The sequence below is a fragment of the Streptomyces sp. NPDC085932 genome (genome assembly GCF_044540525.1).
GTDB classification, from domain to species: Bacteria; Actinomycetota; Actinomycetes; order Streptomycetales; family Streptomycetaceae; genus Streptomyces; species Streptomyces levis.
On record NZ_JBITSJ010000003.1, the window covers coordinates 148529 to 164700 of the forward strand.

General features: G+C 72.1%; 16 protein-coding genes and 1 pseudogene. 10 read left to right on the plus strand and 7 right to left on the minus strand.

All coding sequences use genetic code 11. The features are described 5' to 3' along the window. Both ACIGAQ_RS16700 and ACIGAQ_RS16705 read left to right on the plus strand, forming a co-directional pair. A pseudogene (locus tag ACIGAQ_RS16700) lies at positions 1 to 394 on the plus strand (ATP-dependent helicase); the annotation flags it as partial. Positions 395 to 498: 104 nt separating this feature from the next. Next, positions 499 to 1374, plus strand: coding sequence for an alpha/beta fold hydrolase (locus ACIGAQ_RS16705; protein WP_399783405.1), 876 nt, complete (start codon positions 499 to 501; stop codon positions 1372 to 1374). Here the strand turns inward: ACIGAQ_RS16705 and ACIGAQ_RS16710 are convergent. Continuing rightward, the gene (locus ACIGAQ_RS16710) at positions 1371 to 2264 is read right to left on the minus strand and encodes an NYN domain-containing protein (RefSeq protein WP_311679584.1); all 894 of its coding nucleotides are present in this window, start codon (positions 2262 to 2264) and stop codon (positions 1371 to 1373) included. The two genes, ACIGAQ_RS16705 and ACIGAQ_RS16710, sit on opposite strands and share 4 nt — an antisense overlap. A gap of 227 nt (positions 2265 to 2491) precedes the next feature. On the opposite strand from ACIGAQ_RS16710, the gene ACIGAQ_RS16715 reads away from it, so the two are divergent. After that, the gene (locus tag ACIGAQ_RS16715) at positions 2492 to 2644 is read left to right on the plus strand and encodes a hypothetical protein (RefSeq protein WP_094057445.1); all 153 of its coding nucleotides are present in this window, start codon (positions 2492 to 2494) and stop codon (positions 2642 to 2644) included. Between the two features lie 134 nt (positions 2645 to 2778). Continuing rightward, positions 2779 to 4851: a trypsin-like serine peptidase gene (locus ACIGAQ_RS16720; RefSeq protein WP_399783410.1), complete on the plus strand. Its 2073-nt coding sequence runs from the start codon at positions 2779 to 2781 to the stop codon at positions 4849 to 4851. 2 nt (positions 4852 to 4853) lie between these two features. Here the strand turns inward: ACIGAQ_RS16720 and ACIGAQ_RS16725 are convergent, their stop codons facing one another. The 3 genes from ACIGAQ_RS16725 to ACIGAQ_RS16735 form a co-directional block, all read right to left on the minus strand. Next, positions 4854 to 5459: a MarC family protein gene (locus ACIGAQ_RS16725; RefSeq protein WP_311680482.1), complete on the minus strand. Its 606-nt coding sequence runs from the start codon at positions 5457 to 5459 to the stop codon at positions 4854 to 4856. A gap of 134 nt (positions 5460 to 5593) precedes the next feature. After that, on the minus strand, positions 5594 to 6454 hold the full coding sequence (locus tag ACIGAQ_RS16730) for a PHP domain-containing protein (RefSeq protein ID WP_311679589.1): 861 nt from the start codon (positions 6452 to 6454) through the stop codon (positions 5594 to 5596). A 110-nt stretch (positions 6455 to 6564) separates the two neighbouring features. Beyond that, a complete protein-coding gene (locus tag ACIGAQ_RS16735) occupies positions 6565 to 7206 on the minus strand; it encodes a DUF6758 family protein (protein WP_311679591.1) in 642 nt (213 codons plus the stop codon). A gap of 159 nt (positions 7207 to 7365) precedes the next feature. On the opposite strand from ACIGAQ_RS16735, the gene ACIGAQ_RS16740 reads away from it, so the two are divergent. Continuing rightward, the gene (locus ACIGAQ_RS16740) at positions 7366 to 8589 is read left to right on the plus strand and encodes an MFS transporter (protein ID WP_399783415.1); all 1224 of its coding nucleotides are present in this window, start codon (positions 7366 to 7368) and stop codon (positions 8587 to 8589) included. 30 nt (positions 8590 to 8619) lie between these two features. On the opposite strand, the gene ACIGAQ_RS16745 is transcribed toward ACIGAQ_RS16740, so the two are convergent. After that, a complete protein-coding gene (locus ACIGAQ_RS16745; RefSeq protein ID WP_311679595.1) occupies positions 8620 to 9204 on the minus strand; it encodes a suppressor of fused domain protein in 585 nt (194 codons plus the stop codon). A 459-nt stretch (positions 9205 to 9663) separates the two neighbouring features. Here ACIGAQ_RS16745 and ACIGAQ_RS16750 point away from each other — a divergent pair, with 459 nt between their 5' ends. Together ACIGAQ_RS16750 and ACIGAQ_RS16755 are read left to right on the plus strand one after the other, a co-directional pair. Beyond that, the gene (locus ACIGAQ_RS16750) at positions 9664 to 10779 is read left to right on the plus strand and encodes a magnesium and cobalt transport protein CorA (RefSeq protein WP_399783418.1); all 1116 of its coding nucleotides are present in this window, start codon (positions 9664 to 9666) and stop codon (positions 10777 to 10779) included. Positions 10780 to 10802: 23 nt separating this feature from the next. After that, positions 10803 to 11318, plus strand: a complete 516-nt coding sequence (locus ACIGAQ_RS16755; protein ID WP_399783421.1) for a hypothetical protein — start codon at positions 10803 to 10805, stop codon at positions 11316 to 11318. Positions 11319 to 11334: 16 nt separating this feature from the next. On the opposite strand, the gene ACIGAQ_RS16760 is transcribed toward ACIGAQ_RS16755, so the two are convergent. Beyond that, a complete protein-coding gene (locus ACIGAQ_RS16760) occupies positions 11335 to 12090 on the minus strand; it encodes a hypothetical protein (RefSeq protein ID WP_362278515.1) in 756 nt (251 codons plus the stop codon). 237 nt (positions 12091 to 12327) lie between these two features. On the opposite strand from ACIGAQ_RS16760, the gene ACIGAQ_RS16765 reads away from it, so the two are divergent. From ACIGAQ_RS16765 to ACIGAQ_RS16775, 3 genes are read left to right on the plus strand one after another with little or no spacing between them, the layout of a single operon-like run. Then, on the plus strand, positions 12328 to 13614 hold the full coding sequence (locus tag ACIGAQ_RS16765; protein ID WP_311679603.1) for a magnesium transporter MgtE N-terminal domain-containing protein: 1287 nt from the start codon (positions 12328 to 12330) through the stop codon (positions 13612 to 13614). Then, positions 13604 to 14203 (plus strand): DUF1003 domain-containing protein, encoded by a 600-nt coding sequence (locus tag ACIGAQ_RS16770; protein ID WP_311679605.1) that lies wholly within the window; start codon positions 13604 to 13606, stop codon positions 14201 to 14203. The genes ACIGAQ_RS16765 and ACIGAQ_RS16770 overlap by 11 nt, the downstream gene beginning before the upstream one ends. Before the next feature lie 43 nt (positions 14204 to 14246). Next, on the plus strand, positions 14247 to 15380 hold the full coding sequence (locus tag ACIGAQ_RS16775) for an Mrp/NBP35 family ATP-binding protein (RefSeq protein ID WP_311679607.1): 1134 nt from the start codon (positions 14247 to 14249) through the stop codon (positions 15378 to 15380). A 53-nt stretch (positions 15381 to 15433) separates the two neighbouring features. On the opposite strand, the gene ACIGAQ_RS16780 is transcribed toward ACIGAQ_RS16775, so the two are convergent. Further along, on the minus strand, positions 15434 to 16105 hold the full coding sequence (locus ACIGAQ_RS16780) for a hypothetical protein (RefSeq protein ID WP_399783426.1): 672 nt from the start codon (positions 16103 to 16105) through the stop codon (positions 15434 to 15436). Positions 16106 to 16172: the final 67 nt, after the last annotated feature.

Consider the following 16172-nt stretch of genomic DNA (forward strand, 5'->3'; position numbering starts at 1 on the left):
CGCGGTCGACACGGCCGAGGCCACGGAGGCCAAGCCGCGACGGACGCGCAAGACCGCCGCCGTGGAGGCCGACGCGGAGGTCGCCGAGACCAAGCCGCGCCGCACCCGCAAGGCCACCGCCACCAAGGCGGAAGCGGCCGTCGACACCGCCGAGGGCACGGAGGCCAAGCCGCGCCGCCGCACCCGCAAGACCGCCGAGCCCACCGAGCCCGCCCAGGCCGCCGACATCCCGGCCCAGGCCGCTCAGGAGCCCGACGCCACCGAGGCCAAGCCCCGCCGCACCCGCAAGACCGCGGCCGCCGAGGCAGAGGCCGCGGACGGCGTGGCGGAGGCCAAGCCCAGGGTCCGCCGTACCCGCAAGGCCACGGCCGCCGCGGAGTCCACGGAGGGCTGACACACCCCCGTTCGACGGCCCGGTCCCCGCACAGGGGGCCGGGCCGTCGGCGTTCCCCCGGGCGCGCAGCCGCCACCGGCTCCCCACCCGCTACCCTCACCCCCGTGACCAGCCACCCCGCCTTCCCTCCGCCCCCGGGCGCCCGCGCGTACCAGCTGCGCACGGCCCGGGGCGAGTTCGCCGTCGTCGACTCGTCGCCGGAGCCGGGGACGGAGGTCAGGGGGGTCGTCCTGATGCTGCCCGGGTTCACCGGGAGCAAGGAGGACTTCCGGCTGCTGCACGAGCCGCTCGCGGCGCGCGGATACCGGCTCGTGGCCGTGGACGGTCGCGGACAGCACGAGTCGGACGGCCCCGCGGACGACGAATCCGCCTATGCCCAGCCGGAGCTGGCGCGGGACGTGCTCGCGCAGGCCGCGGCGCTGGGCGGGCCCGTGCATCTCGTCGGGCACTCGCTCGGCGGGCAGATCGCCCGTGCCGCCGTGCTCCTCGACCACTCCCCCTTCCTGTCGTTCACCCTGATGTCGTCCGGGCCGGCCGAGATCTCCGTCTCCCAGCAGGAGCGGGTGAAGCTGCTCAGGGACGCGCTCGCCGTGCTGTCGATGGAGGAGGTGTGGGAGGCGATCCGGGCCATGGGACCGCCGGAGGAGGTCGGCGGACCGGCCCGCGGCCTCGGCGACCAGGAGCAGCTGCGCCGTCGCTGGCTGGGCCACAGTCCCGCTCAACTGCTGGCCACGGGGCGCCAGTTGTGCACCGAACCGGACCGTGTCGCCGAACTCGCCACGGTGCCGCTGCCGTTCCACGTCCTGTCGGGTGAGCGCGACGACACCTGGCCGGTGACGGTCCTCGACGACATGGCCGTACGGCTGGACGCGCACCGCACGGTCGTCGCGGGGGCGGAGCACTCCCCCAACGCCGACCGGCCCCTGCCGACGGCCCGGGCCCTCGCCGACTTCTGGGACGGCACGGCCGGCGGCTCCTAGTACTGCGTCTGCAGGTGGTCCCAGAAGCCGTCCCGCAGGGCGCGCCGCAGGTCCGCCTGCCCGCGCAGTGAGTACTGCAGCAGGCCCTCCGCCTCCACGAGCAGATCCTGGTCGACCGAGCCCGGCAGATACGGATGCCCGGGCAGCAGCTCGCCCAGGGAGTCGCGGCCGCGTGCCGCGAGCCACTTCGCCGAGATCTGCGCGCCGACGAACCGCACGTCCTCGCGGCTGGGCCGCCCCGCGGTCGTCTCGTGGACGGGAGCCGTGCGGCGGGAGACGTACGGCTTGAAGAAGTCGAGGTCGAGGGTGCGCTGGCTGTCGACCTCCCACAGCAGCGGCTCGGCCTGGTTGCGGCCCTCCGGCGCCTCGATGCCCCACAGATGGACACGGGCGCCGTAGCCCTGGGCGGCCTCCACCGCGGACACCAGGTCCTCGTCGCCGCCGAGCAGGGCCGCGTCGCTGATGGCACGGTGGCGGGCGAGGGACTCCAGGTCGGTGCGGATGAGGGAGTCGACGCCCTTCTGCTGGTTGTTGGCGTTGAGGTTGCCGAGGCGCACCTTCACGTCGGGCAGCTCCGCGATGGTCTGCTGTTCCGCCGTGTGGATGCGGCGCCTGGCGCCGTCGTACCAGTAGACCCGCAGCAGCCGGCTGTCGGCGAAGATCGTGCGGGCCCGGTCGATGAGCGCGTCGATGAGGCCCTCGGCGTCCAGGTCGAAGGCGCGGCGGTCCTCCGTCCCGGCCACCAGGCGTCCCGCGGCCGCGTACAGATATCCCGCGTCGACGAAGATCGCGTGGGTCGAGGGCGTCTTCGCCACCTCGGCGAGCATGCGCTGGAGCAGCTCGTTGGTGCGGTCGATGCGGGCACTGAGGGCCGCGAGGTCGTCGTTCATCGCCTCCATTGTCCCGGCGGTCACGCTGCGAACACAACCGGTCCCGGTCGGTCCCGTAACGACACTCTTACGACTCAGTAATTAGCCGTTCGAAAAATTTCCTTAGCGTAGGGAATGTTTGACGAGTGCACCTCTGTTGACCCATACGGAACACCGCGCACAGCAGCCGGTGGGCCGCCACTCAAGTAGTTCTCCTCAGGAGGATGACCAGACGAAGGGAGAAGCCCTTGCGCTTCGAAATCATGCGACTCGACGACGTGGACGGCACGCCTGTGGACACGACCGTCGTGGACGCCGCCTCCGTCAATCGCATCGTGCAGCAGGCCGCCGCCATCGGGCAGCGCCTGTGGATACGCCCGGCCGAGACCACGGCCTCATAACGCGCACGCTCTCCCGCACCGCACAGCCCCCGCCCGGCATCGGCCGAGCGGGGGCTGTGCTGTTGCGGGCCGCCGGGGCCGGATGCGTACTGGCTGAGGGGCAGGTCGACAGCGAGAACGGGACGGTGGGCCGCATGGCGGTGACGGGCCGGTCGAACGAGGAGCTGCACGAGCAGGCGGTGGCCGCGGCCGCGCGGCGGTACGAGGAGTCCTCCCCGGAGCGCGAGCGGGTGGAGAGCCGGATGGCGGCCGGGGTGCGCTTCCCGGACGCCCCGGACGCGCTCGCCGTGCGCGCGGACCGGATCCTCGACCGGGGCGGTCTGTCGCCCTCGGCGGTGGTGGCGGACATCCACCGCGAGGCCATGGACCTGCCCGACGCCAATGAGCGCATCATCGACCTGTCCAACGAGCTGCAGGCCTGGAGCTTCCTGCCGCGCGGGGTCAGGGCCGGGGCCACGGTCGCCCGGATCACCCTGCGCCGCGACGGCCGGGAACTGCCGCACGGCACGGGTTTCCTGGTGTCGCCGCGGCTGATGCTGACCAACCACCACGTGCTGCCCGACGAGGACTTCCCGCGCCAGTGCTTCGCGGAGTTCAACGCCCAGGTCACGGTCGACAACCAGCCCGACACCGTCGTGCGCATGGAGTTCGACCCCGGGACGTTCTTCGCGGCGGACCAGCGGCTCGACTTCGCCCTCGTGGCGGTCGCCCCCGCCCAGGACGGCCGCCCGCCGGGTGAGATCTTCGGCTGGAACCGGCTGAGCGTGCAGATCGGCAAGCTGGTCCTCGGCGAACGGGTCAACATCATCGGTCACCCGGACGGACGTCTGAAGGAGATCGTGCTGCGCGACAACGCCGTGCTCGTACGGCTCGACGACTTCGTCCACTACCGGACCGACACCCGGCCCGGGAACTCGGGCTCCCCCGTCTTCAACGACCAGTGGGAGGTCGTGGCCCTGCACCACAGCGGGGTGCCGAAGAAGGACGACCAGGGGCGCATCCTGCGCAGGGACGGCAGGCCCTGGGGGCACGGCGACGGCGACGACGCGATCGACTGGGTCGCCAACGAGGGCGTCCGGATCAGCTCCGTCCTGAAGCACCTGGCCAGGCTGGACCTCGACCCCGGGCGCCGGGCCCTGCTGGCCGAGATGGGCCCGGACTCCGGACTGGACCAGAGCGCGGCCGCCGCCCCGGCCCTCGACGCGCAGCCCACGCGGCTTCCGGGGTCGGGCACCGGGACCCCGAGGACGGGCGTCCGGGAGAGCGGGACGGCCGTCCGGGAGACCCGGACCGGACTGCGCGCCCGGAGCACCGCCTTCGGCGGCCGCAAGCACCTGGTCTTCCTGCACGGCAGGGACCAGCACCGCAAGGAGCCCGTGGACCTCCGCCTGAACTGGACGGCCGGCCTCAACCGCGGCCTGACCCTCGCCTCACTGCCCCCGCTCGACCCGCGGGACGCCTGGTTCCCGTACTACGGCACGCGTCTGCACGACCTGGTCAGCGGCCGGGAGAGCGCGGCCGAGTCCATCGGCCTCGACCGGCTCAGCGCCGCCGCTGCGGCCGAGGTCTTCGCCGCCGAGTCCCCCACCGGCTCCTACGAGCGGCTGATCCACGAGGCGGCGGCCCGGGCCGGCATGCCGCAGGACGGGCCGGCGACCACCGAGGGCTTCGGAGCGGGCCTGGTCGGCGCCCTGCACCGGCCGCTGAGCTGGCTCGCCGCCCGGTCGGACCTGGACGAGTGGACCATCGCCACGTTCCTGCGGGACGTCGACCTGTACCTCGGCGACGGTGCCGTACGGCAGGCCGTACTGGACAGCGTCCTGGAGACGATGCCCACGGACGGCGAACTCGTGCTGGTCACGCACAGCCTGGGCACCGTCGTGGGCATGGACCTGCTGACCCGGCTGCCCGAGGGCCTGGAACCGGTGCTGCTGGTCACCGCGGGCAGCCCGCTCGGCCTGGACGGCGTCAACGAACGGCTCCTGGCCCGTGGCCCGCACCGCCCGCCCCGGGTCCGCGACTGGGTCAACGTCTGGTGCCCCACCGACGGGGTGGCCATCGGCTGTCCCCTGGAGGACGAGCACTGGGGCAAGCTCACACAGGTGGCCGTTCCCAACGGCCGGGACCGCGCGCACAAGATCGAGGAGTACCTCTCCCACGCGGTCGCGGCGGGCCCGATCGGCTCGGTCCTCACCGGCCGCGGCTGACCTCAGCCGCCCTGGACGACCTGCGTGACGCCGTTGATGATCTGCTGCACGGCGATCGCGGACAGCATCATGCCCGCGAGGCGCGTCACGAGGACCACGCCGCCGTCCTTGATGATCCGGATGATCACCAGCGAGTAGCGCATCACCAGCCACAGCACGACGTGGATGGCGAGGATGGCCGTCCACACGGACACCTGGGCGGTGACGGTGTGGGCCTTCTGCACGGCGAGGATGACCGAGACGATGGCGCCCGGCCCGGCCAGCAGCGGCATGCCCAGCGGCACCAGCGCCACGTTGACGTCCTTGGTCTGCTTGGGCTCGTCGGTCTTCCCGGTGAGCAGATCCAGCGCGATCAGCAGGAGCAGCAGCCCGCCCGCGATCATCAGCGCGGGCACGGAGACGTGCAGGTAGTTCAGGATCTGGTGGCCGAGCAGCCCGAACACGGTGATCACACCGCCGGCGACACAGACGGCCTGGAAGGCCATCCGCTTCTGCACCTTCCCCGGCCGCCCGGCGGTGAGGGCGAGGAAGATCGGCGTGATCCCCGGGGGATCCATGATGACGAAGAGGGTGAGAAAGAGGGAGCCGAAGACGGCGAGGTCGAACATGAGCGTGATGGCCTTGCGCGTGTCGAGGGGGAGGCGCCGACCCTGCCGTGGGCAGGCGTCCGCGCGGCGGAACGGGCGGGCACGGCGCACAGCGGCGCCCCGTGCCGGACAGAGAAACGGGAACGGGAGAGGGCTCAGGCGGCTCCGCCGGCCCCCGGCACGGGAAACGCACCGAACGCCCGCCGCGTGATCTCCCCGTACACCTCGGGATCCGTCGTGTACTCCCCGAGCACACAGGTCTTCCGGCTGCCGTGGTAGTCCGAGGACCCGGTCACGAGCAGTCCGAGCTCCTCGGCCAGGCCGCGCAGCCGCGCCCGCGTCTCCGCGTCGTGGTCCATGTGGTCGACCTCGATGCCGTCCAGCCCGGCCGCGGCCATCTCCGCGATCGCGGCCTCCGGCACGGTCCGTCCGCGCTTGCTGGCCGCGGGGTGCGCGAACACGGCGACTCCGCCCGCGCCCTTGATCAGCCGGATCGCCTCGAACGGATCGGTCTCGTGCTTCTCGACGAAGACGCGGCCGCCGTCGGCCAGCCAGTCCTGCGTGAACGCGTCGTTCACGGTCGGCACCACACCCAGCTCCACGAGCGCGCTAGCCACGTGCGGGCGCCCGACGGACCCCTCACCGGCGATCCGCGCCACCTGCTCCCAGGTCACGGGCACGCCCAGCTCCTGGAGCCTGGCGACCATGCCCCGGGCCCGGGGCACCCGGTCGTCCCGGACCAGCTCCCGCTCGGCGAGCAGCGCCGGCTCCTCCGGGTCGAAGAGGTAGGCCAGCATGTGCATGCTGGTGCCGTCGAGCCGGCAGGAGAGCTCGGCCCCGGTGACCAGCGTCAGCCCGGGCGGCAGCGCGGCGATCGCCTCGGCGTGCCCGCGGGTGGTGTCGTGATCGGTGAGCGCCACGACGTCGAGCCCGGCCGCCGCGGCCTTGCGCACCAGCTCGGCCGGCGCGTCCGTACCGTCGGAGGCGGTGGAGTGGGTGTGCAGGTCGATGCGCACGACACGGACTCCAGACGGGGACGACACGGACAGGGCTGCTCAAGGATAACCGCATCTTCGACACCCGCCGTCACACCCGAACCCGCCCAGCGCCCCCTACAGTCGTCCCCCTACGGCGCCAGCAGCCGCGGCGACAGGGCGCCGCAGGGCACCAGCTCGACCTCGGCCCCGGCGTCCCGCAGGTCCGCCAGCACGAGCTCGTCGTACATCAGCAGCCCCGACTGCTCCGGCCAGACCACGGCCCACAGCCACAGCCCCAGCGCCTCGCCGGCGAACACGGCCCGGTCGCCCGGCGCCCCGGAGACATGCCACAGCGGCGTCGGCCGCCCCGCGGCCAGCACCTTCGCCTGGGCCGGTTTCCCGACGTCCATGTACGGCCCGGGGTCGGGTCCGTCCATGCCGGCGTAGCGCGCCCCGAGCCCGACGCCCAGCTCCTCGGCGACGAGGATCAGCTCGCCCATCCCGCCGAGCGGCCCCGGGCCCGTGCAGGCGACGGCCGTCGCGCGACCGCCCGTGCGGTCGTCCCCGGCGCAGGCCACGCCCGTGAACAGCCAGCCGACCGGCAGCGGCCACGGCATCCACACGGGCACCTGGGTCCGGTGCACCACGACGTTGAGGGCGTCGACGCTGGGCGGTATCACGGGCTGCACCGGATGAACGGTGCCGTGCACATCGCACTGCCACGAGTCGGAGAAGAGGCCGGGAGCCCTGACCCGGCCACCGCACTTCGGGCAACTGGGTTCGCCCCTCATAGGGCCCCACGGTCCTACCCCTGCCCCGCCGCGTCAAGGACGATCACCCATCCGGACGGAACCCTTCACCGCCCAGACTAGATGTAGCTTGCATTTATTAGCTTGGCTAACTTAGTGTGTGCATACACCAACCATCTCGTCTCGGGAAAGGGAGCACGCATGGACCCCTTCGAAGCCGGAGCGGGCGGCCTTCTGAAGCAGCCCACGTCCGTGTGGGCGACCGCGGGGGCGTCGGTCGTCGCCTTCATGGGCATCGGGCTCGTCGACCCGATCCTGCCGTCCATCGCCCGGGGCCTGGACGCCACGGCCGGCCAGGTCTCCCTGCTCTTCACCTCGTACTTCCTGATCACCGCCGTCGCGATGCTGGTGACCGGGTTCGTCTCCAGCCGTATCGGCGGTCGCAAGACCCTGCTGCTGGGCCTGGCGTTCGTGGTGGTCTTCGCCGGGCTCTCCGGCACGTCCGGGTCGGTCGGCGAACTGGTCGGGTTCCGGGCGGGCTGGGGTCTCGGCAACGCGCTCTTCGTCTCCACCGCCCTCGCCGTGATCGTCGGCGCCGCGGCCGGCGGCAGCGCCGCGGCGATCCTGCTCTACGAGTCGGCCCTCGGCCTCGGCATGGCGTGCGGCCCGCTGCTGGGCGCCCTGCTCGGCGACGCCAGCTGGCGCTACCCGTTCTTCGGCACGGCGTTCCTGATGGCCGTCGGCTTCCTGTGCATCGCGGTGTTCCTGAAGGAGCAGCCGAAGCCGGCCCGCAGGACCTCGCTGCTGGACCCGCTCAAGGCCCTCGGCCACGGCGGCCTCGCCTCCGCGGCGATCTCGGCGTTCTTCTACAACTACACGTTCTTCACCGTGCTGGCCTTCACGCCGTTCGTCCTGGACATGAGCCCCTACCGGTCGGGGGCGGTGTTCTTCGCCTGGGGCGTGCTGCTCGCCGTGTTCTCCGTGATCGTGGCGCCCCGCCTGCAGCGGCGCTTCGGCTCGCTGAAGGTGCTCGGCGGCTCGCTGGTGCTGCTCGCGGCGGACGTGCTGGTGCTCGGCTACGGCTCCCACACCACGGCCGTCGTGTGCACGATCCTGTCCGGTGCCTTCATCGGCGTGAACAACACCGTCTACACCGAGCTGGCCCTCGGCGTGTCGGACGCGCCCCGCCCGGTGGCGAGCGCCGGGTACAACTTCGTCCGCTGGTTCGCGGCGGCGGCAGCTCCGTACTTCGCGCCGAAGATCGAGGAGTGGACCGACGCCCACGTCCCGTTCGTGGTGGCGGCCGTCACCGCGGTGGTGGGCGCGCTCGTGGTCGTCGTCCGGCGGAAGGCGCTCGCCCACGAGGCCGAGGAGCTCCGGCCCCGGCACGCGACCGAGGACGGGGTCACCGTCTTCGCCAACTGACGCTATCCGGACCGGGGTTGGTGAGCTTGCTCACTCCAGCGGGACGGACCTGCGGGACGGATCCCGCAGGTCCGTCCCCTGGTTCAGCCACCGCTCCTGCAGCGCCTGCGCGCCGTGCACGCGCTTCCAGGCGGCCTCGTTCGGTGTCATCGGCAGCAACGGCAGGAAGCGCACGGGATCGAGGGGCTCGTCGAGCTCCAGGTCCTCGATCAGGCCGCCCGGCTCCGCGACCAGGACCGAGGTGAAGGCGGCGCCGGGCCACAGCGGCTCACCCACGTCGAGGGAGGCTCCAGGCGCCACGACCAACCCCTCCACCTGCGGCGACGCGGCCAGCACGGCGAGCGGCCTGAGCACCTTGTCCGTGTCGGCGAGGCCGCCACGAACCGACAGGACCAGCTCCGCGCGGGGGCCCTTCACGGGGTCGGCGACCACCGCCGTCGGGTCCGCCATGGGGTGCGCGGACATGCCGAGCGTGGCGTAGCGGACGATGTCGCCCTCCTGGAAGCGGAGCACCTCGACGCGGTCCGTGCCCAGGAAGGTGACGGCCGCGCGCGCGTCCGGTTCGCCCAGTGCCGTACGCAACCGGGCCTCGACCAGAGGAAGAACATCTGCCATGCGGCGAGCATAGAACTCGTCGGTAGCGGGCAAACAAGCGCCTTGACACGTCGGGCGGCTGCTACTCTTGCCCGGTGGTTCGGGGCAGCACGCAGAAGCGTCGCGATCAAGCCCCGACGCCGAAGGAACTCCCTTACGAGGGACCGGCCGGAGGAGGTGGGACTGCAATGGATCGAAGTCGACCGTGCAGTAGCACCACGCTCTTCCCGCCGCTGACGTAGCTGTTCTGGCCCTGGCTGGTCGCCACCTCTCGCACTCGCTCCACGCGGAAGAGCGCTTCGTTTCGCTTTGCCTGATCTGCCTCAGTAGCTGAATCAGTGACGAGACTCGCCACCGCGACGGTGCGGTGCTCCCCGCTTTGTGGACGTGCCAAACATCCTGAGCCCCAACGTCCTCATTCCGGGTAGTTCCACCTGTCGGGTCGGCGCCTTTTCGTTGCCTGTCGCGAAGGAGCCCGCCATGTCGATGATCCGCGACCTGCGCGCCGTCGTCCGTCCGTCCCGCGTGTCGCTGCGCAAGGACGGCGGCCCGTACGACGCCACCCGCAGCCCCGCGGCGACCTCCGCCGTCGTGGACTGCGCCGTCTACCGCGACGGCCGCCGCGTCCCGACCGACACCCCCCTGACCCCGCAGGAGGCGGTGCGCGTGGCGCGCCGCGACGGGGGCTTCGTGTGGATCGGCCTCCACGAGCCGACCGAGGCGGAATTCGCCGGTATCGCGAGCGAGTTCGGGCTGCACCCGCTGGCCGTGGAGGACGCCGTGCAGGCCCACCAGCGGCCCAAGCTGGAGCGCTACGACGACTCGCTGTTCACCGTGTTCAAGACCATCCACTACGTGGAGCACGACCGGCTCGACGCCAACAGCGAGGTCGTGGAGTCCGGCGAGGTCATGTGCTTCACCGGCCGGGACTTCTTCATCACCGTCCGGCACGGCGGCAAGGGCTCGCTGCGGACCCTGCGCCACCGGCTGCAGGACGACCCCGAGCTGCTGGCCAAGGGCCCGTCGGCCGTGCTGCACGCCATCGCCGACCACGTGGTGGACGGCTACATCGCGGTCGCCGACGCGGTGCAGGACGACATCGACGAGGTCGAGACCGACGTCTTCTCCCCCGGCCGCAAGGGCTCGCCGCGCGGTTCGGACGCCGGCCGGATCTACCAACTCAAGCGTGAGGTGCTGGAGTTCAAGCGGGCCGTGTCCCCGCTGATGCGGCCCATGCAGCTGCTGAGCGAGCGGCCGATGCGGCTGATCGACCCCGACATCCAGAAGTACTTCCGGGACGTCGCCGACCACCTGGCCCGGGTCCAGGAGCAGGTCCTCGGCTTCGACGAGCTGCTCAACTCCATCCTCCAGGCCAACCTCGCGCAGGCGTCCGTGGCGCAGAACGAGGACATGCGGAAGATCACCTCCTGGGCCGCGATCATCGCCGTGCCGACGATGGTGTGCGGGGTGTACGGCATGAACTTCGACCACATGCCGGAGCTGCACTGGCGGTACGGCTACCCGGCGATCATGGGCGTCACGGTGGTCATCTGCCTGGGCATCCACCGCACGCTGAAGCGGAACGGCTGGCTGTGAGCGGCGTGGATAGGCTGGCGCCCATGACACGCGAGCTGCTCGACCAGGCCCTCGTCGAGGAGGCCACGAAGAAGTCCGGCCTCATCTGGGTCCAGGGCCCCGAGGGCCCGGCGCGCGCGCTCTGGCACGTGTGGCACGAGGGTGCGGCGTGCCTGGTCGGCGACGGGCCCGGCGAGCAGCCGCTGCCGGGGCTGACCGACGGGGCCGAGGCCCGGGTGACCGTCCGCAGCAAGGACAAGGGAGGCCGGCTGGTCTCCTGGTCGGCGCGGACCGTGCAGCTCGCGCCGGGCTCCGAGGCCTGGGCGGCGGCGGTCGGCGAACTCAAGGGCAAGCGGCTGAACGCGCCCGACGGCGAGGCCATGACCGACCGCTGGGCCCGCGAGTGCCGGGTGCTGCGCCTGGAACCCACCGGGGCGACGGCGCCGCTGCCCGACGGCTCCCTGTCCGAGCCGCCGCTGCCGTCCCCGGCGACCACCCGCCGTCCGGTCCCGGCGGGCCTGCCCCGCCTGCTGCTGAAGAAGAAGCGCAAACGGGCCTGAGGGCCCGGGGGGCGGCCTACGACGCCGGCAGCTGCTTGCCGTAGTCGACCGTCTCGTTCTTCTCCGGCTCCCTGAGGGCGAAGTCCTCACCCCAGGCGGAGAACGTGAGCGTGCCCGCCCCGCCCGCCCGCACCAGACGCAGGGGATACGGCTTGCCCTCCAGGGATACCTCCAGGGTGCCGCCGGAGCCCTTGTCGCCGGTGATGCGGATGGTGCGCACCCCCGCCTGCTCGCCGTGCCCGTCCGTCGCGAGCGTGCCGTGCAGGGTCAGCAGACCGTCGAGGAGGAGAGCCTTGTCCGTGAAACCGCTGAACTTCTTGTACGAGGGGTCGCCCTGCGGCACCTTCACGAACTTGCCGCCGAGCTTGGAGGCCGCCGCCGCGTCCGCCTCGCCCTCGCCCTGGCCACCGCCATGACTCCAGAAGTCCGCATCCGCCTTGACGAAGAGCTCCTCGCCGACGCGCAGCAGCTTGAAGGTCGTGCCCTTGGTGGTGACCGAGCCGTCGCCGCCGTCGTCCTTCAGCCGCATGTCGAGCGCGTAGGTCCGTCCGCCGCTGACGACGTTGCCGTGCACCCGGACCGCTCCGGCGGACCCGGCGGCCGCGCGGGTCTTGCTCTGGATCTTGGCGGCGGGCAGTCTCCCCACCCCGTTGGTGCCCTCGTTCGGATCCTCCTCCGCGCAGCCCGTGAGCACCGTTCCCGTCACGAGCAGCGCGCACGTCGCGAGGGCGAGTGCGGCACCGCGGCTACGGCTCTGGCGAATCGGAGTCACAGGTGGGGCTGCCTCTCTGACGAAAGACCTGAACGGCGTACCGCAGGGTACCGGGGACGTGCGGGCAGGTCGGAGCCAGTCCGTCCGGACCGCCCGCCGACGCGGTCCCGATCGGGACGGGCTAGCCTGAAGCCCATCCGAGCGGGCAATTCGGAAGAGACAGCTACAAAGACAGGCACGACGTCAAGCCGTCCCACAGGCATCAGGAACCACCCCGTACGAAAAGGAGCCGCGGCCATGGCAGCGGGCGCCCCCCGGATCTTCGTCTCGCACCTCTCCGGTGTCGCCGTCTTCGACCCCGCCGGTGATCAGGTGGGCCGCGTCCGCGATCTCGTCGTCATGCTGCGGGTGGGACAGCGGCCGCCGAGGCTGCTCGGCCTCGTCGTCGAACTGGCCACCCGCCGCCGCATCTTCCTGCCCATGACCCGGGTCACGGCCATCCAGTCCGGCCAGGTCATCACCACCGGCGTGCTCAACGTGCGGCGCTTCGAGCAGCGGCCCACCGAGCGGCTGGTCTTCGGGGAGCTGCTGGACCGGCGCGTGACGCTCACGGAGACCGGCGAGGAGGTCACCGTCCTCGACCTGTCGGTGCATCAGCTCCCGGCGCGCCGGGAGTGGGAGATCGACCGGATCTTCGTCCGCAAGGGCAGGAAGGGCGGCGCGTTCCGGCGCGCCAAGGGCGAGGCACTGACCGTCGAGTGGACCGCCGTCACGGGCTTCTCCCTGGAGGAGCAGGGGCAGGGCGCCGAGAACCTGCTCGCCACGTTCGAGCAGCTGCGCCCGGCCGACCTGGCCAACGTCCTGCACCACCTCTCCCCCAAACGCCGCGCCGAGGTCGCCGCCGCCCTGGACGACGACCGGCTGGCCGACGTCCTGGAGGAGCTGCCGGAGGACGACCAGATCGAGATCCTCGGCAAGCTGAAGGAGGAGCGCGCCGCCGACGTCCTGGAGGCCATGGACCCGGACGACGCGGCCGACCTGCTGGGCGAGCTGCCGACGGACGAGCAGGAGCGGCTGCTGAGCCTGATGCAGCCGGGCGACGCGGCCGACATGCGGCGCCTGATGTCGTACGAGGAGCGCACGGCGGGCGGTCTGATGACCACCGAGCCGATCGTGCTGCGCCCGGACGCCACCGTCGCCGACGCCCTCGCCCGCGTCCGCAACCCCGATCTCTCCCCCGCCCTCGCCGCCCAGGTCTACGTCTGCCGACCGCCCGACGAGACCCCGACCGGCAAGTACCTCGGCACGGTCCACTTCCAGCGCCTGCTGCGGGAGCCACCACCGTCGCTGGTCAGCTCGATCGTGGACAGCGATCTGCAGCCGCTGGACCCGGAGGCCGACCTGCCGGCCATCGCGGGCTTCTTCGCCACGTACGACATGGTCGCGGCGCCGGTCGTGGACGAGGCCGGGTCGCTGCTGGGCGCGGTGACCGTGGACGACGTCCTCGACCACATGCTCCCGGACGACTGGCGGGAGACGGAGTTCCACCTGGACGAGGAGGAGGTGGCCACCGATGGTTCCTGAGCGCGAGAGCTCCCGCGAGCGCACGCCGGCCGGCGCCACGGCCGCCTCCCGGCCGCGCACCGCCCGGCTGGACCAGCCGGGCGTGCCCCGGCGCCGGTTCCTGCCGGAGTACGACCCGGATGCCTTCGGGCGGCTGTCGGAACGCATCGCGCGCTTCCTCGGCACCGGGCGCTTCCTGGTCTGGATGACGGCCGCCATCATCCTGTGGGTGGCGTGGAACACCCTCGCCCCGCGCGACCTGCGCTTCGACGAGTACCCGTTCATCTTCCTGACCCTGATGCTGTCGCTGCAGGCCTCCTACGCCGCCCCGCTGATCCTGCTCGCGCAGAACCGGCAGGACGACCGCGACCGGGTCAACCTGGAGCAGGACCGCAAGCAGAACGAGCGGTCGATCGCCGACACCGAGTACCTGACCCGCGAGGTCGCCGCCCTGCGCATCGGCCTGGGCGAGGTCGCCACCCGCGACTGGATCCGCTCCGAGCTCCAGGACATGATCAAGGAGCTGGAGGAACGGCAGAACGGCCACCGTCACGACACGGTCGTATTCCCGGCGGAACGGTCGGGGGGACGTGACGCAGACGACCGCTGACGGCCTTCCCTACGCCCCGGTACGGCGCCGTACCATCGTCCTTATGGCTACGGAAGACGCGGTGCGCGAGGCACTGGCGACGGTGAACGACCCCGAGATCCACAAGCCCATCACCGAACTGGGGATGGTCAAATCCGTGGAGATCGGCGCGGACGGGGCGGTCGCGGTCACCGTGTACCTGACGGTCTCGGGCTGCCCCATGCGGGACACGATCACGCAGCGCGTGACCGAGGCGGTCTCCCGCGTCGAGGGCGTCACCCGCGTCGACGTCACGCTGGACGTGATGAGCGACGAGCAGCGCCGCGAGCTGGCGTCCGCCCTGCGCGGCGGCCAGACCGAGCGCGAGGTGCCCTTCGCCAAGCCGGGCAACCTCACCCGCGTCTACGCGGTCGCCTCCGGCAAGGGCGGCGTCGGCAAGTCCTCGGTGACGGTCAACCTGGCCGCGGCGATGGCGGCCGACGGCCTCAAGGTGGGTGTCGTGGACGCCGACATCTACGGCCACTCCGTGCCGCGCATGCTGGGCGCCGACGGCCGTCCCACCCAGGTCGAGAACATGATCATGCCGCCGTCGGCGAACGGCGTGAAGGTCATCTCCATCGGCATGTTCACCCCGGGCAACGCCCCAGTCGTCTGGCGCGGCCCGATGCTCCACCGTGCCCTGCAGCAGTTCCTCGCGGACGTGTACTGGGGCGACCTGGACGTCCTGCTGCTGGACCTGCCGCCCGGCACCGGCGACATCGCGATCTCCGTCGCCCAGCTGGTGCCGAACGCGGAGATCCTGGTCGTGACGACCCCGCAGCAGGCGGCGGCCGAGGTCGCCGAGCGGGCGGGTTCCATCGCCGTCCAGACCCACCAGAAGATCGTCGGCGTGGTCGAGAACATGTCCGGCCTGCCCTGCCCGCACTGCGGCGAGATGGTCGACGTCTTCGGCACGGGCGGCGGCCAGCTCGTCGCCGACGGCCTGACCCGCACGACCGGCGCGAACGTCCCGGTCCTGGGCAACATCCCCATCGACGTCCGCCTGCGCGAGGGCGGCGACGAGGGCAAGCCGGTCGTCCTGACGGACCCGGACTCCCCGGCCGGCTCGGCCCTGCGCGCGATCGCCGGCAAGCTCGGCGGCCGCCAGCGGGGCCTGTCGGGCCTGTCCCTGGGCATCACCCCGCGGAACAAGTTCTAGTCCGGAAACGGCCCACGGCGAAGGGGCGCCGAAAACCCGGCGCCCCAGGGAACTCACTCGTACGCGGCGATGTCCTTCACCACGGCGAAGCCGAGCCCGTACGCGCTCATGCCCCTGCCGTACGCCCCGACGTGGACCCCGGCCGCCGTGGACCCGGCCAGCACCCAGCCGAACTCCGACTCCCGGTAGTGGAACGCCGTCGGCATCCCGTCCACGGGCAGCGACAGCGTGGACCAGTCCGGCCCGTCGAGATCGTCGGCGAGCACCCAGGCCGTCTCGGTCTGCTGCTCCAGCCAGTCGTCCCGCAGCGAGTGGTCCATCTGCCCCGGCCACGTGAAGGACAGCAGCCCCACACCGGCGAGCCACGCCGCGGACGACACGGACGTCGCCTCCAGCAGCCCCGTGCCGTCGGCGGTGCGCCGTGAGGGGTTCGCCGCCACGGTCACCACGACCGCGAACTTCTCCTTGGCATCCAGATCGCCCCCGGCGGCATGCTCGTTGCGCACCGTGGGCTCGTCGCCGTGCCCGATCGACCCGTGTTCGACGGCCCCGTCGGCCGTCGTGCCGACCTGCATCAGCCAGCGCGGCCCCGTGAAGGCCTCGTCGAGGCCGTACCACGGGAAGGGCGCGCGCAGGTAGCCGTCGACCGTACGCCGGGCGGAGGGGAGCTGCTGTCCGCCCTCCGCGGCCGGCGCCTGCGCGACTGCCCCACTCGTCGTCTCCATGTGCCCGAGCCCTCCTCGCTCTCGTCGAACCGGACGGCCCGCCCCCCTTCGGGCGTACTCGTCCGGT